The organism is Segniliparus rotundus DSM 44985, assembly GCF_000092825.1.
GTDB classification, from domain to species: domain Bacteria; phylum Actinomycetota; class Actinomycetes; order Mycobacteriales; family Mycobacteriaceae; genus Segniliparus; species Segniliparus rotundus.
This window is the reverse complement of record NC_014168.1, coordinates 1161515-1187095: the sequence shown is the minus strand read 5'-3', so window position 1 is coordinate 1187095 and position 25581 is coordinate 1161515. Positions and strand designations below refer to the sequence as shown.

Sequence of the window (25581 nt, the reverse complement as noted above, 5' to 3'; positions counted from 1 at the left end):
GCCTCCGGCGAGAAAACGGGAGCGCTCGTGCTCACGGCGGGCCTCCGCTCCTGCGGGGGCCTCGTCGGCGGTCATCGCGGCTCCTCACTCTCTCTCGGGACGGGGATGCCGTAGTCGGTGTACCACTGCTCACGCAACCGGCACGGGGTCGTGCCCGTGATGGAAGCTTGGACCGCTGTACCGATGTTGATCTCCCCGCCGTCTGCGGAGGAGAACACCAGGTCGTGCTGCTTGGCAGCGTCCTGGTACTTGAACTGCGCCGTCATCCCCAAAAACTGCGCCTCGCTCCGCACGACAGCCACCGCTTGGGGCCACACGTCCTCCGGAATGGGACCGGAGAACAGAGCGTGTCGCGTGTACATCCTCATCACCCATGTGTCACCTGCTGGATCTTTCGGACAGCCGCCGGGGCCTCCGTCTCGATGCCATTTCCAGGTGAGGCCGGGGACGAGGGCGGCGATCTTGTCGGCGGTCTTCGCGATCACGGATTCGAGGTCTTTCGCGGCCTGCTCTGCCGTGCCTTTATCCTGGTAGGAGGCCTCAAAAGCTGCGATCTGGTCTTTGGCCATGTGTTTCGGAGCGTCGTCCATGCCTTTCAACCCTTCCAGAAATCGGTACACCCCCACCCCGCACACGGCCAGAAGGGCGATGAGCGCGACAGCCGAACCCGCAAAGAGCCACGGGGCATTTCGCCTGAGCCAGCCCTTCCCCTGCACCGGGTCCGCCATAGGGGTCATTCTCCCCTCTTCGCGAGATCGGGGCATTCGCGGCTCACACAATACGGTCGATGGCGTCGGCGCTCGCGCCGTCCGTGCGCTCGTAGTGCTCGGCGGCATGGGCGACGTTGCCCGCCGCATCAGCGAGAGACGCCACGGCGGCTGTGCCCCGCGCGGTCTCATGCTCCGCGTACGCGGCGTACGCGGCGGCCGATTTCAAGCCTTTCCACGCTTGCGACGAGGTGTCCAACATCTGATCGCTTGAGGCGAGTTTGCTCGCCGTCTCTCCTGCGAGGTCGTGGAGCTGGTCCGCCCCGTCGCGCAGCTCCTCCACGCTCACGGTGACCTTCGCTCCCGCGGGGGCCTCATCGGCGGTCATCGCGGCTCCTCGCCCGTGCTCGGGACAGGGATGCCCCGGTCGGTGTACCAGTACTCCATCAACCGGCACGGGGTCTTGCCCGTGATGAGGGCCTGAACCGCTGTCGCAATTCTGATCTCCCCGCCGTCTGCGGAGGAGAACACCAGGTCGTGCTGCTTGGCAGCGTCCTGGTACTTGAACTGCGCCGTCATGCCCAAGAACTGCGCCTCGCTCTGCACGATGGCGACCGCTTGGGGCCACACGTCCTCGGGAATGGGACCGGAGAGTAAAGCGGTACGTACCCAAAACCTCGTCACCCGCGTGTCGCTGGCCGGGTCTTGCGGACAGCCGACGTTCGCGGTGTCGTCTTTCCATTTCCAGGTGAGGCCGGGGACGAGGGCGGCGATCTTGTCGGCGGTCTTGGCGATGACGGCCTCCAGGTCTTTCGCGGCCTGTTCGACGCTGCCTTTGTCCCGGTACCGCTCCTCGAACGCTGTTACTTGTTGCGGGGTCATGTGCCGCGGCGCGTCGTCCATACCTTTCAACCCTTCCAGAAATCGGTACACCCCCACCCCGCACACGGCCAGAAGGGCGATGAGCGCGACAGCCAAACCCGCAAAGAGCCACGGGGCATTTCGCCTGAGCCAGCCCTTCCCCTGCACCGGGTCCGCCATAGGGATCACTCCCCCTTCCTGGTGAGGTCGGGGCGTCCGTCTTGCCCGGTCATCCCGGCGACCACCACCGCCATATTGTATCCGGGCATCCGCAACTGCCCATTGTCGCCGTTGCGGCCGTACTCCGAGTGCCCGGACGCGCCCTCATGGTGCACGGTCGCGCCGGGAGCCGCGTCGCCTGTGGTGTCCCCCGCGTGGGTGGAGAGGCGCGTGATGCCGGGGGTGTCTGTGGGGTTGGGGCCGTAGGCGCCGTATTTGAATACGTCGGGGACGTAGTGGATCGGGTCGTTGTCGGCCTGCATCGCGAACGCGTGCCCCGCCGCCACCGGCAACCGGTCCACAGAGGGCAGCTCCAAACCGGGCGAACCGTAGAACACGGCGTTGTCCACCACCCCCGGCATGGTCTGCTGCAAGGCGAGGCTGGTGGTGAGCGAGCCGTAGGAGTGCCCGAGCGCGGTGATGTGCGGGCTCGTCTGCGCGTCCCCGGACTCCGGATGCCATGCGGCGTTCAGGCCCTCGTAGAACGAGGACAGGCTCGACGCCCCGGCCTTCGCCTTCGCATCGCTCGACACGTCGGACAAGCCCCCCGGCTCGTCCCCCAGCCCGCCAGGCCCAACATCGCCCGTCTTGTCGAGGTGATGGGGGTCGAGCTGCGCCTGCGGCGGCTCGTACCCGATCCACGCGATGGTGGACACCGTCTCGTTCCCATGTCCATTGCTGTTCAAAACAGTTTCGGTCTCTCTTTTCAAAGCTTCCGCTTCTTTGGTCATGTCTACGATGCTTTGGCCTGGTGAGGAGTTCACGCCGGGGGTGGTGACCGAGATGTGGTCGGCGGTGTCCGGCTCCCCTGTCGCGATGGCCGCACGGCCCCGCTCGCCGTAGTCCGGGTCGAACACCATCAGCTTGGTCCCCTTATTGTCACGCAGCGCCCGCTCGACCGCTTTCGCGCCCTCCAACCGGCGCTGCGCGTACCACAGGTCCGAGTCTGTGTTGCTGAATTTGCCGTGCCCGAACTCGCTGTCCAGCTTTTTCTGCAAACGATCCACCTCGGCCTGCAACCGGGCGATCTCCCCCGGCAGCCTCTTGCGGTTCACCTCGTCGCGGTCCTTCGCGGGCACCCCGTCCAGATTCTCCATCCACTCCGGATGCGAGCTCTTCACCCACTCGCGCTGCTGTTCGGTCAAATCGTTCCACCAGGCCGTGTTGTAAGTCGGCGATACGGGCTTGCCGTCCTGGCCCTTCGGCGGCTCCGGCACCCCCAGCGTGCCCTGCGCCGCGCCGTCGAGCGCCGCCTCGGTCTCGTTCGCAGCCCCGCCCGCGCCGATCTGCCCGTCCTCGGCTTTCCTGAGGACGTCGCCCGCCTTCTCATCGAGCCGATCCGCGTCCACCATCAACTCGTACGCCTCGCTGCCTATGACCACGGCGCGGTGCTGCTGCTGCGCATCCGGGTGCGCCCCCTCGGAGAAACTGACCTTGCCGTCGGCGTCCAACACCGCCCCGATCGAAGCCGCCTCCTGCTCCAACACGCGCACGCGCGCCTGCAACTGCGCGAAGTCCTCGGACAACTCCAACACCGCCTGATGCACCGCCGACACCCGCGCCACATCGTCCAACAAGCTCGTGTCGATGTTCTGGAAACTCCCCGCCGCCGCGTCCTTCGCCGTTCCCGACCAGCCGGGGAACTGCGTGATCTTCGAGAACTACGCCCGCGCCTCCTCGAACGACGACGCGCGGGACGCGAGACTCGTCGCCAAATCCCCGAGCGCGGCGACGTCCACGCGCCGCACATCCGCAAGATGCACCTGACTGCTCCCTCTGTGTCTGGCAGAACGCCGTGTCGAGCATGGATGGTACGGGACGGCGCCCATCGCCGCAATGCGCCGTCGGGGCGCACCGCCCCGACAAGGAGAAACCCCGCCCGCTACAACAACGGCCAAGGCAGCACGCGCTCGCCCAGCGGGCTCGGCATGACCTGGTCGGCGAGCAACCGCGCAGCCCGTTCGCCAAGGGCGGCGATCTCGGCGGCGGTCAGATGCTCGGCCAACGCCTCGCCGAGCGGACCGGCCAACTCGGTCGCGAGCCGGGCGACGTCGGCGAGCTGCTCGGCGGGGACCGGCTCGCCCGACCAACCCCACAGCACCGTGCGCAGCTTCGGGTCCTCATGCAACGAGACGCCGTGGTCGATCCCCCACACCGCCCCGTCTTCGCCCAAGAGCACATGCCCGCCCTTGCGGTCCGCGTTGTTGACGAGCACGTCGAGCACGGCGAGCTGCCGCAGCCTCGGGTGGTCGGCGTGGGCGAGCACCACCGCCGCGCCGTCCGAGTCGCGGCCGGAGACAACCGCCCGCCATTGCGGCGGGACCTGTTCCCGCGCGAAGAACGCGACAAGCGCGTCCTCGGCCCCCTCTGCGCCGCGCACCCACTGTTGGGCCATCCCCCATCCGTACGGCCCCTCGCGCAACGTCGTCGGCGGGATGAGCGACCAGCCGAGGGCTTCGCTGATGAGATAACTCGCGAACTCCCGGCCGGCCAGCGAGCCGTGGGGGAAATCCCACAGCGGCTGCTCGCCCCGCACAGGCTTGTACACGCACAGCAGCCCGTCCGAGCCGCCGGGTCGGCCTTCGTCGGCGGGTTGGTCTTGGAGTTCGCAGAGCAGCACGGCGTTCGAGGCCGAACGCACCCTTCCCAGGATTGTCAGCTCGGCGCGGCGCAACAAAAGCTCCGTCTCTGCCGAGAAGCGGGGCATCGGCGAAAACCTAACCCGCTCGACGGTGGTAGCCGTTGGTGCGCGGACAGATGTGGCCCTGCGGGTCCAAGGGCTCCGTGCACAGCGGGCAGGTGCGCCGCCCGGCCGAGATGACGAGGCTGGAGCGGGCGACGAACTCACGGGCCGCCTGGGGGGAAAGGAAAACGCGCACAGCGTCCGGCCCCTCTTCGGAGTCCTCAAGGATCACCGATTCGTCCAGCTCCCCCTCTGTGACCGCCATGAGCTCCACCACGACTGTCGCCGACTGCGCGTCCCATCCGAGGCCCATCACGCCGACGCGGAACTCCGTCTCGATCGGCGTGACCATCGGGTGCAGATCGGCGACCTCGTCGACCGGCGGCGGCACCGGGGCGCCGAAACGGCGCGCGACCTCGTCGAGCAGGCTCTCAACCCGGTCGGCCAAGACCTGCACCTGCTGTTTCTCCAGCGCGACGGTGACGACCTGGACCGAATCGACCACTTGGATGAAGAAGGCGCGGTCGCCCGGTTCGCCGACTGTGCCGGTGATGAAACGGTCTGGTCCCCGGAACACATGGATCGCCCTTGCCATCACACCTCCATAGCCTTCTCCGCAGGCCCCCCGGCCGCAACGCCGGGGGCACCGCCGACCATCCCATCATATTCCGGCTGCTCGTGCTCGGCGGACGTGGCGACAGCGACGGCGGCGGGCATGATGTTGCATTTGGCGGGCGGCAACGCCCCATCGGTGTGGTTCATGCAGGACACCACCGGCAGATGCGGCGTGTAGGCCACCACGCTCACCGAGGCGGGCTCGACCATGAGGCGTTGGAATTGGTCGAGGTGCGAGCCGACAGCGTCGGCAAGCACCGATTTGATGACGTCGCCGTGCGAACAGGCCAACCACAATGCGCCGGGTCCGTGCTCCTGCGCCACGGCTCGGTCATGATCGCGGATCGCCGCGAGCGCTCGGGCCTGCACCTGCGCGAGGCCCTCGCCGCCGGGGAAGACAGCAGCCGACGGGTGTCGCTGCACCACCTTCCACAACGGCTCCCCGCCCAACTCATCGAGCTTGCGGCCAGTCCAGCTGCCATAGTCGACCTCGCTGAGCCGTTCGTCCACCTGCTGCGCAAGGCCCAACGCGGCGGCGAGGGGCGTGATCGTCTCCGCGCAACGCTGCAACGGGGAACGCACGATCCGGCGGATCGGCAGCGCCGCGAGGCGGTCGACGAGGTCGTGCGCCTGCTCCCGCCCGTGGGGGTCGAGACCGACGCCAGGGCTTCGGCCCGCCAATGTCCTCGCGACGTTGGACGTGGACCGCGCGTGGCGCACGAGCAGAACTGTCATACCCCGAGCCTAGCTGGCGAAGACCCGAGCGAGTCGCCTACGGCATGGCAAGATGGACACGATGCCCCGCCAGCCTTTGGAGACCGCCCCATGAAGTACCGCACCCTCGGTTCGAGCGGGCTGCGTGTTTCCCGCCTCGGCCTGGGCACTCTGAACTGGGGTTTGCGCACGAACGCGGACGAGGCCGCCGGTCTGGTCACGGCGTTTCTGGACGCGGGCGGGACATTCGTGGACAACTCCCCCGCGTACGCGGACGGGGTGTCCCAGGACATCCTCGCCGGGCTCTTGAAAAACCACGTCAACCGCGAGTCCTTGGTGCTCGCCAGCGGGTCGGGCATCCATCCGATGATCCACCCGAGGGTCGACTGCTCGCGGCGCGCGCTGCTCGCCCAGCTGGACGACACGTTGCGGGTGCTGGGCGTCGACCACCTGGACCTGTGGCAGGTGGACGCGTGGGACCCCCACACCCCGGTCGAGGAAGTCGCGCAGACACTGGCCCACGCCGTGCGCCGAGGCTCTGTGCGCTACATCGGCGTGCGAGGCTTCACCGGCTGGCAGCTCGCCACGCTGGCCGCCCGCTGCGCCGAATTCCCCATCGTGTCGTCGGGCGTGGAATACTCTTTGCTCGCCCGGGAGGCAGAAAGCCAATTGCTGCCCTGCGCGAAACACCACGGCGTGGGAGCCATTGCGGCCACGCCGCTCGCAGAAGGCGTCCTCACGGGCAAGTACCGCAAAGGCATGCCCAAGGACTCCAGGGCCGCGGACCCGACAGCCGCCGTGTCCGTGGAGCGATTCCGCACGGAGACGGCGAACCGGATCGTCGACAGCGTCCTGACGGCTGCGGACGGGCTCGCCACATCACCGCTCGCGGTCGCGCTCGCGTGGGTGCGCGACCGGCTCGGCGTGTCCAGCGTGCTGATCGGCGCACGGGACGTCGCCCAGCTCACCGGGGCGCTCGCCGCCGAAGAGCTGACCTTGCCCAAATCCATCGCCGTGGCGTTGGACGACGTGAGCGGAGCCCACGCATGAGCGAGGAGCAATCATGAGCTTTTCCCCGTACCGCCTGCTGCGGCCTGCGCTTTTCACGCTGCCGCCGGAGCGCGCGCACCATCTCGCCTTCGCCGGGATCCGGATGGCAGCTCCGCTGCTGCCGGGCGCTGGGTTCGACCCGGTGCTCGCCCAACGTCTCTTCGGGGTGGACTTCCCCGCGCCCTTCGGCCTCGCCGCCGGATTCGACAAAGACGCCCGAGGAGCGAAAACATGGCGCAAACTCGGCTTCGGTTTCGCGGAGATCGGCACTGTCACGCCCAAACCCCAACCGGGCAACCCGAAACCAAGGCTGTTCCGCCTCCCCGCCGACGAGGCGCTCATCAACCGCATGGGCTTCAACAACGACGGGGCCGAAGCCGCCTCGGCCAGACTGCGCGGCGCGGCGCGGCAGGCGCCGATCGGCGCGAACATCGGGAAGAACAAGGCCACAGCGGCCGACGACGCCGTCGAGGACTACCGCGCGTGCGCGCGGGCGTTCTCCCCTGTGGTCGATTTTCTCGTGGTGAACGTGAGCTCGCCGAACACGCCAGGGCTTCGCGACCTGCAAGCCGTGTCGGCGCTCGAGCCCATCCTGAGCGCCGTCGCCGAGACGAGCACGGTGCCGGTGCTGCTGAAGATCGCACCTGATCTCGCCGACGCGGACGTTGCGGCGGTCGCCGACCTGGCAATGAAATTGCAGCTCGCGGGACTGGTCGCCTGCAACACCACGGTGAGCCGGTCCGGACTGCGCTCAGACCCGGCCTTGGTCGGGCGCGCCGGGGCGGGCGGTCTGTCCGGGCCGGTCTTGGCGCAACGCGCGCTCGAGGTGCTGCGCCTGCTCCGATCCGTGACCGGCGGAAAGCTGGCCCTGGTCAGCGTCGGCGGCGTGCGCACGGCCAAGGACGCGTGGGAACGGATTTTGGCCGGAGCGAGCCTCGTGGAGGGGTACACCGGCTTCATCTACGAGGGCCCGCTCTACGCGAGGCGCGTCAACGCCGGAATCGCCGCGCTCGCCCGCGAGCACGGCTGCGCGAGCGTCGCCGAGGCGGTCGGCAGCGAGCAGCGGGGATGAGCGGACGCTACTGCGAATAGACGCCCACGATGCTCGCCCGGGCGAGCGCGTGGCTGAACAGGTTGAACGCGAGAACCGCGGGCGAAGCCTCGGCGGGCACGCCAAGCTTGGGGACCCCGACAGCCCACACGGTGATGAAGTAACGGTGCTCGCCATGGCCCTCGGGCGGGGCCGCGCCGAGGAATTGGCGCACGCCCCCGTCGTTCACCAGCTGCACAGCCCCGTCGGGCAGCCCCGAGCCGGACTCGTCGCCCGCCCCGGTGGGCAGCTCGGTCGTCGTTGCGGGCAGGTCGGCCACAGCCCAATGCCAGAAGCCCGAGAGGGTCGGCGCGTCGGGGTCGTAGACGGTGATCGCGAAGCTCTGGGTCTCGGCGGGGAAACCAGACCATGACAGCTGCGGCGAGATGTCCTTGCCGCCCGCGCCGAAGATGCCGCTGACCTGGTCGTTCTTCAGGCGTGCGCCATGCGGCACATCGGCTGAGCTGACATGGAAGCCCGGCAAAACGGGAAGGTCGGCAAAGGGGTCACGAGACATGGTTGCTCCTTCGAACGTGGCTCTTGGTCTGCTCCACGGTACATGCCGCGCGCCGCTGCGCGGAGAGTGTTCTGGGCCGCGGGCGGTCAGCTGCGGAGCAAGAAGTCTGCCAGCACGCGCGTTCCGAAAATCAGCGAGTCCACCGGCACGCGCTCGTCCACCCCGTGGAACAGGGACGCGAAGTCCAAGTCCGGGGGCAGTCGCAACGGGGCGTAGCCGAAGCAGCGGATTCCGAGCTTGTCGAAAGCCTTCGCGTCGGTCCCGCCGGAAAGCATGTACGGGGTTGGCCTGGCCTGCGGGTCGTGCGCCAAGAGCGCCGCGTTCATCGCGTCGACCAACGTCCCCTCGTACACCGTCTCATAGGCATCGAGGTCGGTGATGGCGCTGCGCTCGACGTCCGGGCCGAGGATCGCGTCCACTTCCCTCTCGAAAGCAGCTCGGCGCCCCGGCAGTATCCGGCAGTCGACCACAGCCTCCGCGACCTGCGGGATGACATTGGCCTTGTACCCGGCCTTGAGCATCGTCGGGTTGGCGGTGTCCCGCAATGTCGCGTTCAAGGAGCTCGAGAACGCGCCGAGCTTGGCGATCCGCCCCTCCAAATCGGGCGCGTCCGGGTCGAGGTCGAGCCCGGTGACCTCGGAGACCGTTCGCAGGAACCGCGCGACCGTGTCGGTGATGACGATGGGAAAGACATGCCTGCCCAGCTTGGCGACTGCTTCAGCGAGGACGGTGACCGCGTTGTCGCCGTTGAGGAAAGAGCCGTGCCCAGCCCGTCCTTTGGCGGTCAGCCGCATCCAGTAGAGGCCCTTCTCGGCGGTGGAGATCAAGTACAGCCTTTGGGTCCCGCCTTCCTTGTCCGGCACGGTCATCGAGAAACCGCCGACTTCGCCGATCGCTTCGGTCACCCCGACGAACAGGTCTGGCCGATGCTCGACAAGCCAATGCGAGCCATACGCGCCGCCCGCCTCCTCGTCCGCGACGAAGGCGAAGACCAAGTCTCTGGGCGGCTGGACCCCTTCGGCTTTGAACTGGCGGGCGACTGCCAGCGTCATCCCGACCATGTCTTTCATGTCCACCGCGCCCCGGCCCCAGACATGCCCGTCCCGCACAGCGCCGGAGAACGGGTGCACGCTCCAGTCGGCGGGCTCGGCGGGAACAACGTCCAAATGCCCGTGGATGAGCAAGGCCCCCCGCCCGGTTTCGGCTCCTTTGAGCCGGGCGAAGACATTGCCCCGGCCCGGCGCGCCGGATTCCACGTACTGCGTCTCGTAACCGGCTTCTTCGAGTTGCGCCTGGACCCATCGAGCGCACTCGGCCTCGCCTTTCGTGGTCGCGAGCTCGCCGGTGTTGCTCGTGTCGAACTGGATCAGGCGGGACACGAAGTCCACGACTTCGCGCTCGGCTCGGGATTGGGGCTGCGCTGCTTGCATGGCTTCCATGTCTACCATCGGCGGATCGGGGCCGCGGGTGGCGACCCGGCGTTCGCGCCATTCCGCCGCGTTGACGCGCTCTGTGGATTTCTTGCTGTTTTTTGCGATTTTTTACCTACTTCATGGGTTGCATCTGCGTATTGTTATTGCTTTTCTGCTTATTCAATAATCTATTCTCTTTTAAGGTGTTAAGATTCATATAAGGCGTGCTAGCATCCGTTTATGGGAGATCTCAATCAGACGGTGACATTGGAGGTGCGGGGGCACCTGGCCCGGCGCAGATTAAAACGGAACGACATGGCGAACATCCTCAAAGTCAGCCTTCGCACCGTGAGCGACCTGCTCGGAGAACGGCGGCCCTGGCGCGTGGACGAGATCGAGACCGTGGCCGCATGGCTCGACATCAGCGTCTCGGACCTGTTGTTCCCAAAACACGCCGGATACAGCGGGCGCAGACCGCAAGCGCAGCGGAGGGCCGCCATCGGAGAGGACCCGTTCGAGTTCGAAACCTCGGTCCTCCGATTCGAACCCCTCCAAGAGCCGTCGCCCGGCTCGGCACGGGCGGAGCGGGCCGAGCACGAAGCCTCGGTTTTGCCGGGCGCGCCGAAAACGTCCGAGGCGAACGGGCGGAACTCCGCGAAGGCGCCGGAAAACGAAAGAAGCCGGGGATGACGGCTCTTGGGGGCGCTGGGGGGCGTTTTCGGATTGATCCGGAGGCGGTGCGGGGCATTGGGCAGCGTTTCCGCGACCACGCCGAGGAGCTCGCGCCGCACGCGCGGGGGCTGGCGGGCGCGGCGATCGCTTCGGCTTACGGGCCATGGGCGCAGGCGGCGAAACCGTTGGAGGCGCAGGTCCAGAAGATCGGGGCGGGCCTGGGCGGCTGGGCCGGGTACTGCGCCGGCTACGGCGCCGCCCTGCACGAGAGCGTCGACCACTACCAGGGCAAAGACGACGACGGGGGCCAGAGCCTGGCGAACGTCGGCATTGCCGACGGGAACAACTAACCACGGCCAGAGAGGACAGGGAATTGGGGCGGCACATGCTTTTCGAAGAGGCCGGCACACCGCCGCTGCAGAACACCGCGCGCACACCGCCGCTGCGGCAAAGAAAACCGTTCGCGCCAAGCGGCTACCGGCCCGGACCGGTCGAACACACAACAACCACCGACCGCAACGGCACGACGTCGACAGAGACGACAACGCACTACACGCCGAAAGACCCCCTCACAAAACGAGTGGCCGACCGAACCGGTGAGACGAAGACCGCCTTGGAAAACGTTGGCGGGATCATCGACGCGGCAGGGAATCTGCGCGACAAGGCCGGAAAGATCATCAAGAACGCCGACGGCACGCCGGGTCCCGCCGCGAACGAAGCCCCGAGCGTTTCCAGGGGTGCTCGGGGTGGGGTTTCTGCTGGGGAGCGCGCGGTGGGTTGGGGGCCCGGGGACCGTCCTGGCGGTGGGCGGGAGGTCTCCACCGGCGTGCGCGACACGATGGGCAAGCACGCGTTGGCGGACGTGGACGGCCAGCAGCGCGAGAAGGACAACCAGGCGGCCAGTGACGCGCGGACCGGCAGGGACATCCTGGCCGACGACGGGTTCGTCGAGTACATCATGGGGTGGGAGGACTTCGCCAACAAGAACAAGGACGTCCTCTGCCTCTACGGGTACGGGCACGCCGACGGCATCGCGGGCAGGGCCTGGGAGGTCTTCAAGAACAGCGCCTCGGGGGTCTGGCGCGGCGCGTTCGGCGGGGACGCCGGCTCCGGCTCGCTCGCCCCCGCCCTCTACGCGATGTACCACTGGGAGGACGAGGTGGACCTCGGCGCCATCCGGGCCCTGGCCGAGCGGGCGGGCCAGGCCCACGACGCCGCGCGGGACGGCGCGCGCCAGCAGGAGGCGGACATGGGCTCGATGGGCCAGGCATGGGCGGGCGAGGGCGCCGACGCGGCCAGGGCCCACTACGGCGCGAACAAAGGCGCGTCCGCGGACGACACCATCAACGCCTTGCACACGGCCAACGCCGGCATCTCGCTCGGCGCCCACACCATCGCCGAACTGCTCAACATGAAGAAACAGACCGTCGAGGACATCGCCCGCGAGCTCCGCGGCGTCGTCGGCGACAAGACCGAGGAGCACTACCAGCAACTCGTCGACCTGGTCAGACCCGGCATGTTCGTCACTCCGGGGATCCCGGAGATCGCCAACGAGCTCGCGCAGGTCGGCGTCGACGCCGTGGACGGCGTCCGCTCCATCACGGAAAAAGTGGCGAGCTTCCTCGGCGCGCTCTACGACACGATGAAGAGCCGCGCCCAGTCGGCCGCCCACGCCCTGACCTTCGGGGCCGTGCCCGCCCCGAAAGCCGAGGACCACCCCGGGACCGACCTGGCGAACAAGCTCAAAGCCAAACTCGACGAGCTGTCCCTGCCCAACCTGCACCAGGCCATGGTCGAGCTGACGACCTTCGTGAGAGCCTTGCAGACCGCCGAGCAGAAGGTGGCGGGGCTGTGCGACAAAGTCCACGCCAAGGGCCACGAAATCCTCCAGAAGCTCCCGCCCGACCCCGGGCAGGCCCCGGCCCCGCCCGGCCAAAACGGCGGCGCGGGCTCGGGCGCGGGAGGCGGGGGCGCGGGCGGCGGGACGCCGCCAGACGGCTCCCCGATCGGCTCGGAGCTCTCCAACGCCGGCAGCGGCGGGACCGGGAGCGGCGGGGGTTCGGCGCTCGGCTCGGCCGGACAGGCTCTCGGCTCGGCCGGGCAGGCTCTCGGCTCGGCAGGGCAGGCCCTCGGCTCGGCAAGGCAAGCCCTCGGGCAAGCGGCGAGCGGCCTGGGCTCCGCCCTCGGCGGGGTCCTCTCGGGCCTGTTGGGCAGCATCGGGCAGATCATCCAAACCGCCGCCCAGGCCGCGCAACAAGCCCAACAGCAGCAACATGCCCAAGAGCAGCGCACCGAGCACGAGGAAGACCCGGAGGAGGAAGACCAGGGCCCAGACGACAAGGACAAGAACGGCGAGAAAAACACCGACCACGAGGGCGACGACACGGAAAACAACAGCGAACAGCCCAAACCCGGCCAACCCGGCGCGAGCCCGAGCCAGGCCCCCAACAGCCCGCACCACCCCGCCGCGCCCACCGCTGCCGCGCCCGCGGGCATGGGCCGCGCACCCGCCCCGACCCACGACGACAACGCCCACGAACAAACCCAGAACAACCACGGCGACTTCGAAGTCCAAGCCACCGTCCACCAAATCGGCCCCGCCGCCGGCAACCAAGGCCACATCACCGGATTCGAATAAAAACGAGGCAACACGCAATGGGCATGGTCGAAGAACTCGCGCAACTCGCCGAAAACAACCGCGAAGAGCTCACCCGATTCCGCAAAGAAACCCAAGAAGCCTTCCGACAAATCCGACACGAACACCGAAAAGCCACCACGGCCAACGAAAAACTCGTCGAAGAGCAAGAACAACAACTCCACGAGAAATCCCAACACGCCAAACACGACGAACTCGAAGCCGCCAGCCAACGCAAAATCGGCCACACCCACGAAGACCCCGGAACCGACACACCCCACACCCGCGCCATCCGAGACAACGACCCCACCAACCGCAACATCACACCGAACCACCCAGACGAAGACGAAGACGAAGAACCCGAACCCTACCGCAGACCACAACACTGGCACGACCAAAACCACCACGAAGAAAAACCACCAACCCCCTCCCCGCACCGCGACTGGGGCCGCTCCACCAGACGCATCGGCAACCACAACAACGAAGACGACTGAAGGACTGGATTGGTGCGCTTCTCCCCAGGCAAAGCCGCCCTTCTCCGCCTCGCCATGGCCTTCTCCATGACCGCCTGCCTCGTCCCGCTCAAGCCCAAGCGCACGAACAGCCCCGCACATCAAACAAGCACAGAGAAAAAGAAGCACCAAGAAAAACAAGCACCGAGCAAACGGGCGCCACCGGGCAGCGGGACACAACCGAATCGCTGAGAAAACAGCTCCAGGACAATCTGCTCTGCGAAGACCCGAATCTCGGTGTGGAACAGCAGAACTGCGAATTCCACGACCTTTCGCCGCAAGGCAGCGGGGCGGACGCCAGACGGCACATCCCCGGCAAGCACCAGCGCATGAACAAAGCCTGGGAGCGCCGGATCAAGACCGTCGCCGCGCACGTCATGGACGATCCCACGATCAACTTCCCCTCCCAATGCCCCTACGCCTCGAATTGCCGCGCCCATGCGGCGTTCACTCCGATGTGCGCGTGGATTCGGCGTCCTTCCAGATAAACGACCCGGTGTACCAAAACAGCGACGGGCGCTTCGGTGTCTACCCGACTTTCCACGACGTCCTCATCGAGCACTCCATCTGGTTGGCACAAGCTTTTGGGATATGGGGAGCCGAACAAGACGCTGAACAAAAAGACGGCAGCGCAAGCGCGGAAGCCGGCGAGCTGAACAAGCGCGTTCACACCTCAAGCCACTCCCGCACGCCATTGGACTGCTCCGCGCTCTGATTGCGCTCGTCGAACTGGGCGGCGACCCCGAAAGCCCGCGCGGCGAGCTCGTCAGCAAGCTCCGCCACTTCCGTCTCGCCCGCAGGACGGTTCCCCCACGCTGCGCGGCGGACTAATTCGCCTCGCCGGCCCGCAGCCGCGGCCACCCGGAACGCGACGGCGCAAGCGGCCGAAAGACGCATGTCCTCCGATGGCGTCGCGACCCCGTCCAGCCAATGCAGATGCTTCTGCGCCAGCTCGAAAGCGCGGTCCGCCTCGCCCGCGTGCGCACAGAATTTGATGTGCTCGGCAACAAGGCCGGTCTCAAAACGGTTGTCGCACAAAGCGGGGTAGGCTGCTTTGTGCGCGCGCAAGCCCTGATCCGGGCGTCCGATCTTCAGGCACGGCTCGAGGAGCATGGTCAGCATCGCCTGAGGCTCAGAGACGCACCGCTTGCCCGAATCCAGCGAAGCCCGCGCGATCCGCACCGATTCGTCGTAATCCCCCGTCCAGTTGTGGTAGGCCATCCGAGCAGTCGGATCGCACACCGGACAGTTCGACAGCGCGCCCCTGGCGCTGAGGCCCCAGAGGCGGAACTCCTCGGCGGCGCTGGCCGTATCCCCGATGTGCTGTGCGAATTGGCATCGGTATTGGTGCACCGGCTGCATCGACTGCCCGCTCTCACGGAAGCGGCGCTCCATCTCGTCGTGCATGGCCCGCCCCTGCGCTAGGGGTATCTGCGGGAATCTGGTGAACCCATGCGCGATCCACTTGAACGCCCAGAGCAGCCGGAACTCGTGCTGCCGCTCGCCCCGATCATAGGCTGCGAGACACCAGGCGAAGGACGAGAACAGCTTTTGCGGCTCGCCGCCGAACGTGTACGCCTCGATGAGCCGCACACGCACCGCGTGCTCCGCCTCGGCCTGCCCCTGGGACTGCGCCTTGGCGAGCACCCGCTCCATGGCCTCGATCTGCGTGCGCCCATGGCCGAGAGCGACTGCCTCGCGAAGCTCCACCATCAGGTCTTCTTCAGCGTTCATCAGCGGCCCCCTGCGCCAAAGCAAGCTCCGCGAGGCTGAGCAGCGAGCGGTTCAGCAACGCTGCATCAGCGTCCTTGAGGGGGTGTTGCCCCAAAAGCAGCGCGTGCCCGTAGACGCCTTCGAGCACAGGCCGCAACAACGAAGGCCGACCGGTGAGGCCGACGATCTGCTCGACCAGCGGGTTGCGGATGTTGAGCACCAGCCTCGGGCGGGCTGGCGCAGGCTTCTCAAACACGGACAAAAGCTGCGCCCACAGCTCATCTGCCTGGGCTTTCGTGGCCTTCACATCATTCTGCCACGCATCGGCGCGGTCCAGCAGGTACAAAGCGGCGATTCCGGCTGGTTCGAAGCTGCGCAACACGACCTCGCAGCCAAGAGGTTCAAGGACCTGGCCCGCGGCGGTGAGGAACGGCTGGAGCGCGCGGGCGAGCTCTGGTTCGAGTTCGTCAAGCTGGGTGGCGAGATCGCCAGGGCCGATGCGCTGCGCCGAAAACGCCGGATCGACTCGGGGGTACCGCTCGACGAGCTCCGTGTCGTACACATAGCCCGCGTTGATCAAAACCATGCCTTGCGCCGCCGCGACCTGGGCCAGCTGCCGGAACTCGTCCAAACGGGACGTGTAGCCGAGCGTCCCTTCGCGCTGCGCGAGCTCGGCCAACGTCTTGGGCCCGTGGCTGGTCTGCACCGGCCAGAATTTCCCGATCAGCCGCAACATCTCGTCGTCATGGGCCGCAAGAGACTTGACGGCCAGATGGTGCGCCTGGAGGAACGCGCCCAACCTGGTGGGATCGGTCGCCGAAAGACCGATCAGCCAGGACCGCAGACGTCCCCCCAGCGTCTCGCGCACGCTCGCGAGAAGCTCGTCCTCGTACAGCGCCTCGCGGTTGGCGGTCGGCCGCAGCTCTTGCGCGTTCACGACACAGCGGACGAAGAACGCCCAGTCCGGCAGCAGCCCGTCCGCCTCCTCGCTGAGGAGCATCCGCTTCACATACACACGGTGCGCGCCTGGTCGCGCCGGGTTCACCGTGTTCCCCATGATGTAGGCGACGCCGGTCAGTCCTGCCTCGGGGACGTCGAGCTCCACGAAATCGAACGGGGTGAACCCCAGCACGTCCTGCGCGTAACCGACGAGGTCTGCGGCGCGGCGGCCCGTGCTGCGCCCGTCGCGCTCCCACGGCAACCCGTCCCCCGCGACTCGTTCTCCGTTGACGGTGACCGGGCACGGCAGCATCGAGCCGAAATGCGCGACGATGTCGCGGACTGTTCGGGGGTCGAACCACTCCTGCGCGCCTGGGCGGGCGGCGAGCCGGACAGTCGTGCCGACCTCGTCGCGTTCGGCGGGGCCGATGGAGTACGCCCCTTCGCAACGCCCGACCCACCGCACCGGCGAGCAGCCTTGCGCCTTCGTCACAACCTCGATCTCGTCTGCGACGAGGAAGGCCGAGAGCAAACCCACGCCGAACTGGCCGAGGAACTCGTGCCGGGCGAAACCGAAATCGTCACGTTTGGAGGAGCGCCCGATGGTGGCGAGGAACTCGCGCGCCTGCTCAGGCCGCAAGCCGATCCCTGTGTCCGCCACGGTCAGCGCGGCGCCGTCCGCCTCGATCCTGACCTCGGCCGGGGCCGAGGGTTCGTGCTCCCGGCGGGCGGTGATGGCGTCGACGGCGTTCTGCAGCATTTCTCGGAGGTAGACCCTCGGGCTCGAGTACAGGTGGTGGGACAGGAGATCGACGACTCCTCGAAGGTCGACCTGGAACGCGTCGCTCATTGCCGAGCAGTGTACGGCCCCGCGGTCATGGCCGCCACCAGGGGCGCAGCGGCAAACCGGCTTCGCCGCGCTCGCCCAGTTTGACCGCGAGCACCTGGTGCAGCTGAATGTTGTTGCGCTCAAAACCCAACCGCGATCCCGCGAGGTAGAGGCCCCACACCCGAGCGGTGCCCTCGCCCACCTCGTCAACGGCCGCGTCCCATTGGGCTGCGAGGTTGCGGCACCAATCTCTGAGCGTCATCGCGTAATGCTCGCGCAAGTTCTCGCTGTGGCGCACTTCCAACCCGACGTCTTGGATCTCGGCGGTGACCCGCCCGGAGCTCGCGAGCTCGGCGTCGGGGAAAACGTAGCGGTCGATGAACGCCCCCGCGCGGTGCACCAGCTTCGAGTCCGGGCGGGTGATGCAGTGGTTGAGCAACAGACCGCCTGTCTTGAGCTTGTCGCGCAAAAATGCGAAATACGCCGGGTAATTGCCCACCCCGATGTGCTCGGTCAGCCCGATGGAGGAAATCGCGTCAAACTCTCCTTCCGCCACATCTCGATAGTCGCTGTGGCGCACTTCGGCGAGATCCGCGAGGCCTTCGCGCTCAATCGCCTGCTGCGCCCACGAAGCCTGCTGGGCCGAGAGCGTCACACCGAGCGCGCGCACCCCCTGCCGGGCGGCGTGGCGGACCATGGCGCCCCAACCGCAGCCGACGTCGAGCAGCCGGTCCCCCGGCTTCAGGCGCAACTTTTCGAACACGAGCTGGTATTTGTGCTCCTGAGCGGCTTCGAGCGTCGCATCAGCGTCTGGGTAACAGGCGCAGGTGTAGGTCATCGACGGGCCCAAAACGTACTCGTAGAACGTGTTGGAAACGTCGTAGTGGTGGTGGATGGCTTCGGCGTCTCGCGCCTTGGAATGCCTGATGCCTTCGGCCACACGCCGCCAACGCGGCCGGGCTTCTTGCGGGGGCGGCGCGATCGGGGCGAACGCTTTGGGGCCGAGCGCCGTCACCGCTTTGACCAAGTCCCTCGCTGACGGCGGGTGGAATTCCAATCCCTCCGCGAGGAGCTTCAACGCGTCGTACGGGTCCCCGCCGGGCACGCCGGACAAATGCAGCTCGCCCGAAACATAGGCGCGGGCCAGCCCGAGCTCGCCGGGAGCGCTCAACAGGTAGCGCGCGCCCCGCTCACTGGCGAGGTGGAAGCCGAACGGCGCATCCGACGGCCCGGCCTCGCTCCCGTCGAACGCGGTGAACCGCAGCGCCGTCCGCCCGGCTTGGGGCAGCTCTGGGCTTGCCTTGTGCGGCATCATGCAGGCGGCGAGCATCTGCGCGAGGCCTTCGGCCTTGGCTTCTCCTGTTTTCGGCAATGCGGTGGTCATTGCGGGCTCCTGGGCTTCTTGTCGTTATTTGTTCCGGACTGTCTTCTGGTACAACGTGAGGAATCTGCCCTCCGGGTCGTACCGGGCTTTCAGGTCGCGGTAGTGCTGGCCTCCGTAGAGCTGTTCGAAATCCTCCGGGGTGTAGAACGACTCCGAGTACAAGGACTTGTGCCCTCCGTGCTCCGCGACCGTCTGCTCGATCAGGCGGTTTGTCCGGCTCGGGTCGCCAGGGGCCTGCGAGACCGCGGACCAGAAGCCGACGTTCACCCACACCTTGCCCGACTCCAGCGGGTAGAGCGGCCATGGCCGCGCCGGGTCGGTGTTGGGATGCGGCTCGCGCAGCACGATCGGGCAGAGCCACACCGGCTCGATCCCGGTCTCGGCGAGGAACCATGTGACGAAGGAGGCAAGCCGCTCCACCGGCACCTCGACGTCTTGCACGACTCGCTCCAGCGCAGGGCGGCCCGCGCGACGCTCGATCCGGTCGGCGATGCAGAACCGGCGGTCCAAGGCCATCAGTTTCCAGTACACGCTCGACCGGCGCCATCTTTTCGGCCACAACCGGCGAACGACCGGGTGTTGCGCGCCGAAAGCGCGCGAGCACCAGAACCAGTCCGTGTCCCAGCGCCACAGGTAGTCGTGCGTGGTGAGCCGGTCGCGTTTCGCTTCGCCGGTCCTCGCGTGCCGGATCGACCGGTAAAAGATCTTTTGGCCCGTGTAGTCGCTTGTCGGCCCTGGCTCTTCGGTCCGTCGCCCGAGCAGCAGGTACGCCTCCTCGGTCGAGAAAACCACCCCGTCGAGGTAGTCCACCGCCTCGCGCTCCCAGGCTTTCTCGGCGCAGATCGAGGCGACCGCCTCGCTCAGCACGCCGAGGTCGTCGAACCGCACCGAGCGCAACGCCACATACTGTGAGACCGGTTCTAATTCGATTTTCAACCGCGTGGCGTAGCCGAGCGTCCCGTACGAGTTCGGAAAACCGAAGTAGAGATCGCTGTGCTCGCCGTCGGGCCGAGCGGTGACCACCTCGCCGGAGGCGGTGAACACGTCGGCCTCCAACACCGACTCGTGCGGCAGGCCGTTTCGGAACGAGGCGGACTCCACCCCCATGCCGGTGACCGCCCCGCCGAGGGTGATGGTCTTCAGTTGCGGGACCACCAGCGGCGTGAGGCCGTGGGGCAAGGTGGCAGCGACAAGGTCCTCGTACGTGCACATCCCGCCGACGTGCGCCGTGCGCGACTGCGGGTCCACGGCGATCACCCCGCTGAGGCCCGAGACGTCCAGGCCTGGCGCGGAGCGCTTCGCCCGCTCCCGGAAGAGGTTCGACGTCTGCTTCGCAAGGCGCACGGGCTCCCCGGCGGGGATCCGCCGGTACGAGTCTGCGAGTCGGAGCATACCGGCCTCGTGGTCGACCGCCATGCCTCCACCGTAGCCAATCCGAACACGAGCTGTCCTGCCCAGGGTGCTATCCGGTCGGACTGGGCGCGCAAGACTAGGATGGACGGCATGGGACAAGTGAAAGCCGAAAGCAGTCTGACCATCCCGGCGAGCCAGGAGAAAGTCTTCGCCGCTGTCGCCGACTACCGCGAAACGCGGCCCGCGATCTTGAGCGAGCACTACCGGGACTACAAAGTCCTCGAAGGCGGCGCTGGGTCCGGAACGGTGGCGCAGTGGACGCTGCAAGCGACGGAGTCCCGCTCCCGCAATGTCAAGGCCTCGGTCGTCGCGGACGGTTCGACGGTCACCGAGAAGGACGCGAACTCCAGCCTTGTCACCGTTTGGCAAGTCGTCCCGGCGAGCGGCGGGCCGTCCGGAAGCGAAGCCGCGAAGGTCACCGTGACCACCACCTGGAACGGCGCGGGCGGGGTCAAGGGGATCTTCGAGGGGATCTTCGCGCCGCTGGGCCTGAAGAAGATTCAGGCCGAGGTGCTCGACAACCTCGCCAAACGCCTCGCGGGCTAAGCCAGCGCTTTCTGGATCGTCCGGACGTTCCGGGTCGTCGTGCTGGATTTGTACCGCTTCTTGCCCATGGCTTTGCCCATCGCCCCATCGAGCGTCGTGCCCTTCGGGGTCTGCCAATACAGGACCCCGTCCCCTTTCGCGCGTCTTTCCCCCGGGCTGAGCTCGAGAGCGGCCAGTTCGTCCAACACAGCAGGATCAGAGCAGAGCACCACGTACGAATGCATGCCGTCGACCTCCTTCGGAAAGGGGAACGCCGCTTCGATCCGAGCCAGCTCGGCGAGCTCGCACATCAAAGCCCACGCCTCGTAGCCGAAGCTCGCGCGCAGCGTCTGCTCGAGCAACTCGCGCGCCGCCGCAGCAGTCCCGCGATGGTCGAAAAGAATGTTCCCGCTCGCAAGAATGGTTTTCACAGCAGTGAAACCGGCGCCTTCGACCGCCTGCTTCACCTCCGCCATCCGCAAGGCCGTCCCGCCCACGTTCGCACCGCGCAGAAACGCCGCGTACCTGGACATCGCCTCAGCCTAGACCTGCAGCCGCACCCTTGGCGCCTGGTATGTTCTTCACAAAGCGAAGAGGCGGAAGAGGAGAGTGACGAGGGTGAGCACAAGCATTCCTGACCCCCAGGCCGTGCTGGAACAATTGGAGGAAATCAAACGGAAATACCTGGATGCGCAAACAGACGTGGCCTCTGTGCGGGCGACGGGTTTCGACCAGGACCGCCAGGTGAGCGTGACCGTCCTCGGCCTCGGCGAGGTCAGCGACATCAAGATCGACCCCGCCGCGGTCAACCCCGCCGACATCGAGGGCCTGCAGCGGAAGATCCTGCAAGCGTTCCGCAGCGCGAACAGCCAAGCCCGCGATTTGGCGGCGCACATCCTCTCCCCGCTCAACATCGGCCTCCCAGAGGTTGAGCCAGAGGCCGAGGCGAGCCCGGAACTGACGCAAGAACCCGCAGCGCCGGAGCATGCCCCTGCAGAGCCGCCCACCTCTGCCATATCGCTGCCCGAAGCCGCGCCATCGCTTTCGCCGGACACGGCCCTCACACCGGCCCTGTCGGCCGCGTCGGTCCCCGATCTGCCTCTCGCGGAGCACATCGGAGCCACGCCCGAGGCTTCCGTGCCGGTGGCTGCGCCCAGCGAAGCCCCCGAGGTAGAGCCAGCGGCCCCCGACCATGAACCCCCGGCCAGCGAGGAAACCCCCGCGGACGGCGCGCCCGCCGAGGAGGCCTCCGCCGAACAAGCCCGCCCGTCGCTCGCCCATTATCAGCATTACCGGCCACGTTGGTGAGCCAAGGCGCTTCGTCGCAGTAGAATCCTGGGGTGTTTGAAGGCCCGGTCCAGGACCTTATCGATGAATTGAGCCGCCTGCCCGGAGTCGGGCCCAAGGGCGCTCAACGCATTGCGTTCCACCTCGTGGGGTCCCCGAAGCCGGAGATCGACCGGCTCGTCTCTGCGCTCGCCAAAATCCGCGACGGCGTGCGCTTCTGCGACATCTGCGGGAACATCGCAGCGGATGTGACCTGCCGGGTTTGCGCGGACGCGCGCAGAGACCTGACCCGGATCTGCGTCGTCTCCCAGCCCAAGGATGTGGCCGCCATCGAGCGCACCCGAGAATTCCATGGCCGCTACCATGTGCTCGGCGGAGCGCTGAACCCTCTCGCGGGGATCGGCCCCGACCGGCTGCGCGTCAAAGAGCTGCTGACACGTCTCGGCGCCTCCGCGGACGGCGTGACCGTCACCGAGATCATCATCGCCACCGACCCGAACACGGAAGGCGAGGCGACCGCGACCTATCTCGCCCGAATGCTCGCCAACTTCCCAGACTTGGAAGTCACCAGGCTCGCCTCCGGCTTGCCGATGGGCGGAGATTTAGAATTCGCGGACGAGATGACACTGGGCCGGGCGCTCGCCGGGCGCCGCGCGCTCACCGAGGGGCACACAGCGCACACGCGGAAATGAACGCGGCGACTCGGGCTTCTCGTGCGGGCCGGCCCGGTTCGGTTGCGCCGCCCGGTCTTCTCGGCGATTCGACTCTCGCCGACGCAAACACTGCTCCTGGTCGGTCTTGACGAGACGGCCGGTGTTTAGGACACGCCCCGATTGCCGGCTTTCCAAACGTCCCAAGGAATATTCCAGTCGCCAAGGCCGTCATTGCCCGGCAACGTGGTGCCTTTCGTGTTCTTCACCAAAACCACATCGCCGCGCTTGGAATGCTCCAAGAACCACTTCGCGTCCTCGGGGCTCACATTGAGGCAGCCATGGCTTGTGTTCCGCTTGCCCTGCGCCCACACAGACCACGGCGCGGCATGGATGTAAATGCCGCTGTAGGAGATCTGCGTGGCCCATTCGACTTTGGTGCGGTACCCCATCGGAGCCCATGTGGGCAGCCCGAACGTCGACGAGTCCATGATCATGGACTCGTTGTGGTCGCCGACGGTGTAATAGCCGTTGTTCGTCAAAAGCTTCGGATTGTCCATCCCCATCGACGTGGGCATGGTGCGCACCAACTGGCCGTTCACAAAGACTTGGATCTGCTTGGTGTTGTCGTCCGCCACGGCGAGCAGCTCGTCCCCGACGGTGAAGCTCGTCGCGATGTCTTGCTGGCCGTACATCCCGCCGCCGAGGTCGACGCCGTAGTCGTGGACTTGGACGGACACCTTGGTGCCGGGTTTCCAGAAGTGCTCCGGCCGCCACCGGACCTCAGAGGGCGAGATCCAATAGAAAGCGCCCTCCACAGCAGGCTCTGTCGTGACTTTGATCGCTTTTTCCGCAGCGGCCCGGTCCGAGATCGGCTCATCGAACTTCACGCCGACCGGCTGCGCGACGCCGACGACGCCCCCGTTGGCATTTCCTTTGTTGAAATACGGCATCGTCTGCGACACCGGGGTCGCCGTTGTGAACGTCCGGGTCAGCTCGCTCTTCCCGGCCACGCCCATGACCTCTGCCTTGAGGGTGTACCTCTTGCCGTAGCCAAGCGGCTCGACCGTGCGCCAGCTGTGCTTGTCGCCGCTCAGCTCGGTCTTGACGACCGTGCCGTCGAGGCCGCTCAAGGTGGCCGAAACAATCGTCCCGCCAGCGGCGGCCAGCGTGACGGGGTCCGCGGGAGAAACACCCTTCGCGCCGTCTTTGACCGAAGACTCAAGCTTCGGCTGCAACACTTCGTCGGCGACGCCCACCGCCGCGCCGGGCGCGAGGCCAGCGCCCGTGTGACGTTGTTCGGAGCCACAGGAGACGGAGCAAAGCACCAGCCCGAGCGCTGCTGCGGCAGCGAACGAACGGCTCAACCAGGCGATATCGGTCAGTCGCGCCGGCTGTGGAGCCTCGGGCATCTTCGGTCCTCCTCCTGGCTCGCCGCCAGATGTCCAGAAAAGGGCCCCACCGCTGGTCAAGCCATAAAAGCCCGATACAAGAGCAGCGGAGAACCCCGAATCAATTATTTCGCCGCAATACTACGGGATCGCCAGGGCTAATGCCAGCAGCCACAAAGGTGTCGCGAGCATCTGCGTGGACCTGTTACTATGGACGGACGCGCTAGTAGCTCAACTGGCAGAGCAGCTGACTCTTAATCAGCGGGTTCGGGGTTCGAGTCCCTGCTGGCGCACTCTTTTTGCAGGTCAGAGGCCGTGGCGGTTTTCACGCCACGGCCTCTTCCTCGTTGAAGTCATGTTTACGTATCGTTTTCACCATCGCGCCGAAGCGCTCGTCGAGGAGCTGCGCGGCCTCGGGGTGGGGCTTCCAGCGGGCCATGTAGACGTCTTGGGTCATGCTGACTTTGGCGTGGCCGAGCTGGTCGGCGGCCACGCGCGCGGAGAGCCCGCCCTCGTCGATGGCGGTGGAGACGGTCTTGCGGAAGGCGTGCGGGACGACCCAGTGCAGTTCCAGCGCGGCCCGAACGCGCCGCCACTGGCGCTGGGTGTTGTTCATGTCGCGCACTCCCCCGTTGGCGGCCGGGAAGACCAAGTCCAGCTGCTCCTCGTCGGTCCGGATCTTGCCGGGGTGGCGGAACCCGCTCGCGCCGATCAGATGGCGCTGGGCCTTGCGGCGCTGAAGCATGTCCAGGACGAAGCCGGGCAGCTCGATGGGCCGCCCGTCGCCCGCCTCGGTCTTGGTGTGGGATTCGCGGACCATGCCCCGGCCTTTGACCCTGACAGCTTTTCCGGAGAGCGTCAGGATTCGTTTCTCGAAGTCGACGTCGGTCCACAGGACGCCGAGCGCCTCCCCGATGCGGATGCCGGTGCCGAGCAGGAAGGTGATCACGTCGACGAGGTCGGCGTCTTGGGCGTATTGGCTGAGAGTCGGGTCGGGCGAGTGCTTGCGGGCGTAGGCGCTGCGCGGGGTCGGCACGCCGCCGGGGCCGATCTGCGGGCACGGGGCGTCCGAGGTCATGATCGCGTCGAGGATGCGCTCCACCGTCTCGTCGTCGATCCCCTTGGGCCGCTGGGCGGACTCGGAGCCGCGCGCGCGTTTGCCGGCGGTCGTCTTGGGGACGTCGCGCATCGGGTTGGTGGGCAGGGCCTCGTAGCGCACGGCGAGGGCGAGCATCCCGGAGAGGATCGTGCGGCAGTGGTGGGCTGAGCCTTTCGGGAGCGCGCGCAGGAAGTTGTGCAGCAGCTGGACTTTGAGCTCTTTGATCCGCACCTGTCCGAGGCCCTTCTGGATCTTCTTCGCCGCGCGGTCGTACTGGTCGATGGTCCCCTCCGAGATCGAGCCCTCCTTCTGCCGTTCGACGAGCTGGTTGCGGAACTCGGCCCACAGGACCGCGACGGTGGTGTCCGGGGTGACCAGGTCGCCCGAGGCGGGGGTCTGGCGGTCTTGGAGTTTCTTCTTGAGGGCGTTCTCGGCCTTGGCCTTGGTCGGGCCGCTGGATTTGACCAGCCTGCTCTCGCCGTCCCAGTCGCGGAACCAGGTCGAGGCGGTCCAGTGGCCGGGCCGGGCCTCTTTCGTGTTGATCTTGCCGTAGCAGCCGAGCGGGGTGGCGGGTCTGGGCATCTGTGCTCCTCGGGATGGCCGGCTCGACGCCGGTTATTCGAACTAATGTTCGATACTATAGCTCGAATCTGTTCCCTCGTTA

General features: G+C 67.0%; 27 protein-coding genes and 1 tRNA gene. 12 read left to right on the top strand and 16 right to left on the bottom strand.

Features of this window, described 5'->3' with window-relative positions; genetic code table 11:
• Nucleotides 1-71 precede the first annotated feature (71 nt).
• The 4 genes from SROT_RS06105 to SROT_RS06090 are packed head-to-tail and all read right to left on the bottom strand — an operon-like array spanning nt 72 to nt 3364.
• The gene (locus tag SROT_RS06105; RefSeq protein WP_245535371.1) at nt 72-737 is read right to left on the bottom strand and encodes an LppA family lipoprotein; all 666 of its coding nucleotides are present in this window, start codon (nt 735-737) and stop codon (nt 72-74) included.
• Nucleotides 738-771: 34 nt separating this feature from the next.
• Nucleotides 772-1095, bottom strand: coding sequence for a type VII secretion target (locus SROT_RS06100; RefSeq protein ID WP_013138146.1), 324 nt, complete (start codon nt 1093-1095; stop codon nt 772-774).
• On the bottom strand, nt 1092-1748 hold the full coding sequence (locus SROT_RS06095) for an LppA family lipoprotein (RefSeq protein ID WP_013138145.1): 657 nt from the start codon (nt 1746-1748) through the stop codon (nt 1092-1094). The genes SROT_RS06100 and SROT_RS06095 overlap by 4 nt, the downstream gene beginning before the upstream one ends.
• 5 nt (nt 1749-1753) lie before the next feature.
• Nucleotides 1754-3364 carry an alpha/beta hydrolase gene (locus tag SROT_RS06090; protein WP_245535370.1) on the bottom strand — a complete coding sequence of 537 codons (1611 nt, stop codon included), beginning with the start codon at nt 3362-3364 and terminating at the stop codon, nt 1754-1756.
• A gap of 10 nt (nt 3365-3374) precedes the next feature.
• Between SROT_RS06090 and SROT_RS17025 the strand changes: the two genes are divergently transcribed.
• A complete protein-coding gene (locus tag SROT_RS17025) occupies nt 3375-3554 on the top strand; it encodes a hypothetical protein (RefSeq protein ID WP_013138143.1) in 180 nt (59 codons plus the stop codon).
• A 115-nt stretch (nt 3555-3669) separates the two neighbouring features.
• Here the strand turns inward: SROT_RS17025 and SROT_RS06080 are convergent, their stop codons facing one another.
• The 3 genes from SROT_RS06080 to SROT_RS06070 are packed head-to-tail and all read right to left on the bottom strand — an operon-like array spanning nt 3670 to nt 5820.
• Nucleotides 3670-4494: an SCO1664 family protein gene (locus SROT_RS06080; protein ID WP_013138142.1), complete on the bottom strand. Its 825-nt coding sequence runs from the start codon at nt 4492-4494 to the stop codon at nt 3670-3672.
• A 10-nt stretch (nt 4495-4504) separates the two neighbouring features.
• On the bottom strand, nt 4505-5065 hold the full coding sequence (locus SROT_RS06075; protein WP_013138141.1) for a DUF3090 domain-containing protein: 561 nt from the start codon (nt 5063-5065) through the stop codon (nt 4505-4507).
• Complete coding sequence (locus SROT_RS06070; RefSeq protein WP_013138140.1) at nt 5065-5820, bottom strand: histidine phosphatase family protein; 756 nt, start codon at nt 5818-5820, stop codon at nt 5065-5067. Before SROT_RS06070 ends, SROT_RS06075 begins: the two co-directional genes overlap by 1 nt.
• 90 nt (nt 5821-5910) lie before the next feature.
• On the opposite strand from SROT_RS06070, the gene SROT_RS06065 reads away from it, so the two are divergent.
• Complete coding sequence (locus SROT_RS06065) at nt 5911-6849, top strand: aldo/keto reductase (protein WP_013138139.1); 939 nt, start codon at nt 5911-5913, stop codon at nt 6847-6849.
• Between the two features lie 13 nt (nt 6850-6862).
• The gene (locus SROT_RS06060) at nt 6863-7921 is read left to right on the top strand and encodes a quinone-dependent dihydroorotate dehydrogenase (RefSeq protein ID WP_013138138.1); all 1059 of its coding nucleotides are present in this window, start codon (nt 6863-6865) and stop codon (nt 7919-7921) included.
• 7 nt (nt 7922-7928) lie between these two features.
• Here SROT_RS06060 and SROT_RS06055 read toward each other — a convergent pair whose 3' ends face one another.
• Together SROT_RS06055 and SROT_RS06050 are read right to left on the bottom strand one after the other, a co-directional pair.
• Entirely contained in the window at nt 7929-8456 is a 528-nt protein-coding gene (locus SROT_RS06055; RefSeq protein WP_013138137.1) for a YbhB/YbcL family Raf kinase inhibitor-like protein, read from the bottom strand.
• An 86-nt stretch (nt 8457-8542) separates the two neighbouring features.
• Nucleotides 8543-9895, bottom strand: coding sequence for a M20/M25/M40 family metallo-hydrolase (locus tag SROT_RS06050; protein ID WP_013138136.1), 1353 nt, complete (start codon nt 9893-9895; stop codon nt 8543-8545).
• A 213-nt stretch (nt 9896-10108) separates the two neighbouring features.
• Between SROT_RS06050 and SROT_RS17020 the strand changes: the two genes are divergently transcribed.
• The 5 genes from SROT_RS17020 to SROT_RS06025 all read left to right on the top strand — a co-directional run bounded on the left by SROT_RS17020 (nt 10109) and on the right by SROT_RS06025 (nt 14175).
• Nucleotides 10109-10558, top strand: coding sequence for a helix-turn-helix domain-containing protein (locus SROT_RS17020; RefSeq protein WP_013138135.1), 450 nt, complete (start codon nt 10109-10111; stop codon nt 10556-10558).
• Nucleotides 10555-10890, top strand: coding sequence for a hypothetical protein (locus SROT_RS06040; RefSeq protein WP_013138134.1), 336 nt, complete (start codon nt 10555-10557; stop codon nt 10888-10890). Before SROT_RS17020 ends, SROT_RS06040 begins: the two co-directional genes overlap by 4 nt.
• A gap of 35 nt (nt 10891-10925) precedes the next feature.
• Nucleotides 10926-13178, top strand: coding sequence for a WXG100 family type VII secretion target (locus tag SROT_RS17265; protein WP_013138133.1), 2253 nt, complete (start codon nt 10926-10928; stop codon nt 13176-13178).
• 17 nt (nt 13179-13195) lie between these two features.
• Nucleotides 13196-13669, top strand: coding sequence for a hypothetical protein (locus SROT_RS15575; protein ID WP_013138132.1), 474 nt, complete (start codon nt 13196-13198; stop codon nt 13667-13669).
• Nucleotides 13670-13926: 257 nt separating this feature from the next.
• Nucleotides 13927-14175 carry a hypothetical protein gene (locus SROT_RS06025; RefSeq protein WP_013138130.1) on the top strand — a complete coding sequence of 83 codons (249 nt, stop codon included), beginning with the start codon at nt 13927-13929 and terminating at the stop codon, nt 14173-14175.
• 178 nt (nt 14176-14353) lie between these two features.
• Here the strand turns inward: SROT_RS06025 and SROT_RS06020 are convergent, their stop codons facing one another.
• The 4 genes from SROT_RS06020 to SROT_RS06005 form a co-directional block, all read right to left on the bottom strand.
• Nucleotides 14354-15421 carry a hypothetical protein gene (locus tag SROT_RS06020; protein ID WP_013138128.1) on the bottom strand — a complete coding sequence of 356 codons (1068 nt, stop codon included), beginning with the start codon at nt 15419-15421 and terminating at the stop codon, nt 14354-14356.
• Entirely contained in the window at nt 15411-17189 is a 1779-nt protein-coding gene (locus tag SROT_RS06015; protein WP_013138127.1) for an HSP90 family protein, read from the bottom strand. Before SROT_RS06015 ends, SROT_RS06020 begins: the two co-directional genes overlap by 11 nt.
• 25 nt (nt 17190-17214) lie before the next feature.
• Complete coding sequence (locus SROT_RS06010) at nt 17215-18498, bottom strand: class I SAM-dependent methyltransferase (protein WP_083777912.1); 1284 nt, start codon at nt 18496-18498, stop codon at nt 17215-17217.
• A 78-nt stretch (nt 18499-18576) separates the two neighbouring features.
• Nucleotides 18577-19968, bottom strand: a complete 1392-nt coding sequence (locus SROT_RS06005; protein ID WP_013138125.1) for an FAD-binding oxidoreductase — start codon at nt 19966-19968, stop codon at nt 18577-18579.
• A gap of 87 nt (nt 19969-20055) precedes the next feature.
• Here SROT_RS06005 and SROT_RS06000 point away from each other — a divergent pair, with 87 nt between their 5' ends.
• Nucleotides 20056-20511, top strand: coding sequence for an SRPBCC family protein (locus tag SROT_RS06000; protein WP_013138124.1), 456 nt, complete (start codon nt 20056-20058; stop codon nt 20509-20511).
• Here SROT_RS06000 and SROT_RS05995 read toward each other — a convergent pair.
• Nucleotides 20508-21023: a DUF1697 domain-containing protein gene (locus tag SROT_RS05995; RefSeq protein ID WP_013138123.1), complete on the bottom strand. Its 516-nt coding sequence runs from the start codon at nt 21021-21023 to the stop codon at nt 20508-20510. The two genes, SROT_RS06000 and SROT_RS05995, sit on opposite strands and share 4 nt — an antisense overlap.
• 85 nt (nt 21024-21108) lie before the next feature.
• Here SROT_RS05995 and SROT_RS05990 point away from each other — a divergent pair, with 85 nt between their 5' ends.
• Both SROT_RS05990 and recR read left to right on the top strand, forming a co-directional pair.
• Complete coding sequence (locus SROT_RS05990; protein WP_013138122.1) at nt 21109-21798, top strand: YbaB/EbfC family nucleoid-associated protein; 690 nt, start codon at nt 21109-21111, stop codon at nt 21796-21798.
• Between the two features lie 32 nt (nt 21799-21830).
• Nucleotides 21831-22469 carry a recombination mediator RecR gene (gene recR / locus SROT_RS05985; RefSeq protein ID WP_013138121.1) on the top strand — a complete coding sequence of 213 codons (639 nt, stop codon included), beginning with the start codon at nt 21831-21833 and terminating at the stop codon, nt 22467-22469.
• 125 nt (nt 22470-22594) lie between these two features.
• Here recR and SROT_RS05980 read toward each other — a convergent pair whose 3' ends face one another.
• Nucleotides 22595-23839 carry a L,D-transpeptidase gene (locus tag SROT_RS05980; RefSeq protein WP_013138120.1) on the bottom strand — a complete coding sequence of 415 codons (1245 nt, stop codon included), beginning with the start codon at nt 23837-23839 and terminating at the stop codon, nt 22595-22597.
• Nucleotides 23840-24038: 199 nt separating this feature from the next.
• Here SROT_RS05980 and SROT_RS05975 point away from each other — a divergent pair.
• Nucleotides 24039-24111 (top strand) — tRNA-Lys (locus SROT_RS05975).
• A 32-nt stretch (nt 24112-24143) separates the two neighbouring features.
• On the opposite strand, the gene SROT_RS05970 is transcribed toward SROT_RS05975, so the two are convergent.
• Entirely contained in the window at nt 24144-25499 is a 1356-nt protein-coding gene (locus tag SROT_RS05970) for a site-specific integrase (RefSeq protein WP_013138119.1), read from the bottom strand.
• Between the last annotated feature and the right edge of the window lie 82 nt (nt 25500-25581).

Coding starts and splice junctions, on each gene's coding strand:
- SROT_RS06105 (WP_245535371.1), bottom strand. CDS start 737: ATGACCCCTATGGCGGACCCGGTGCAGGGGAAGGGCTGGCTCAGGCGA.
- SROT_RS06100 (WP_013138146.1), bottom strand. CDS start 1,095: ATGACCGCCGATGAGGCCCCCGCGGGAGCGAAGGTCACCGTGAGCGTG.
- SROT_RS06095 (WP_013138145.1), bottom strand. CDS start 1,748: ATGGCGGACCCGGTGCAGGGGAAGGGCTGGCTCAGGCGAAATGCCCCG.
- SROT_RS17025 (WP_013138143.1), top strand. CDS start 3,375: ATGTTCTGGAAACTCCCCGCCGCCGCGTCCTTCGCCGTTCCCGACCAG.
- SROT_RS06080 (WP_013138142.1), bottom strand. CDS start 4,494: ATGCCCCGCTTCTCGGCAGAGACGGAGCTTTTGTTGCGCCGCGCCGAG.
- SROT_RS06075 (WP_013138141.1), bottom strand. CDS start 5,065: ATGGCAAGGGCGATCCATGTGTTCCGGGGACCAGACCGTTTCATCACC.
- SROT_RS06070 (WP_013138140.1), bottom strand. CDS start 5,820: ATGACAGTTCTGCTCGTGCGCCACGCGCGGTCCACGTCCAACGTCGCG.
- SROT_RS06065 (WP_013138139.1), top strand. CDS start 5,911: ATGAAGTACCGCACCCTCGGTTCGAGCGGGCTGCGTGTTTCCCGCCTC.
- SROT_RS06060 (WP_013138138.1), top strand. CDS start 6,863: ATGAGCTTTTCCCCGTACCGCCTGCTGCGGCCTGCGCTTTTCACGCTG.
- SROT_RS06055 (WP_013138137.1), bottom strand. CDS start 8,456: ATGTCTCGTGACCCCTTTGCCGACCTTCCCGTTTTGCCGGGCTTCCAT.
- SROT_RS06050 (WP_013138136.1), bottom strand. CDS start 9,895: ATGGAAGCCATGCAAGCAGCGCAGCCCCAATCCCGAGCCGAGCGCGAA.
- SROT_RS17020 (WP_013138135.1), top strand. CDS start 10,109: ATGGGAGATCTCAATCAGACGGTGACATTGGAGGTGCGGGGGCACCTG.
- SROT_RS06040 (WP_013138134.1), top strand. CDS start 10,555: ATGACGGCTCTTGGGGGCGCTGGGGGGCGTTTTCGGATTGATCCGGAG.
- SROT_RS17265 (WP_013138133.1), top strand. CDS start 10,926: ATGCTTTTCGAAGAGGCCGGCACACCGCCGCTGCAGAACACCGCGCGC.
- SROT_RS15575 (WP_013138132.1), top strand. CDS start 13,196: ATGGGCATGGTCGAAGAACTCGCGCAACTCGCCGAAAACAACCGCGAA.
- SROT_RS06020 (WP_013138128.1), bottom strand. CDS start 15,421: ATGAACGCTGAAGAAGACCTGATGGTGGAGCTTCGCGAGGCAGTCGCT.
- SROT_RS06015 (WP_013138127.1), bottom strand. CDS start 17,189: ATGAGCGACGCGTTCCAGGTCGACCTTCGAGGAGTCGTCGATCTCCTG.
- SROT_RS06010 (WP_083777912.1), bottom strand. CDS start 18,498: ATGCTCGCCGCCTGCATGATGCCGCACAAGGCAAGCCCAGAGCTGCCC.
- SROT_RS06005 (WP_013138125.1), bottom strand. CDS start 19,968: ATGGCGGTCGACCACGAGGCCGGTATGCTCCGACTCGCAGACTCGTAC.
- SROT_RS06000 (WP_013138124.1), top strand. CDS start 20,056: ATGGGACAAGTGAAAGCCGAAAGCAGTCTGACCATCCCGGCGAGCCAG.
- SROT_RS05995 (WP_013138123.1), bottom strand. CDS start 21,023: ATGTCCAGGTACGCGGCGTTTCTGCGCGGTGCGAACGTGGGCGGGACG.
- SROT_RS05980 (WP_013138120.1), bottom strand. CDS start 23,839: ATGCCCGAGGCTCCACAGCCGGCGCGACTGACCGATATCGCCTGGTTG.
- SROT_RS05970 (WP_013138119.1), bottom strand. CDS start 25,499: ATGCCCAGACCCGCCACCCCGCTCGGCTGCTACGGCAAGATCAACACG.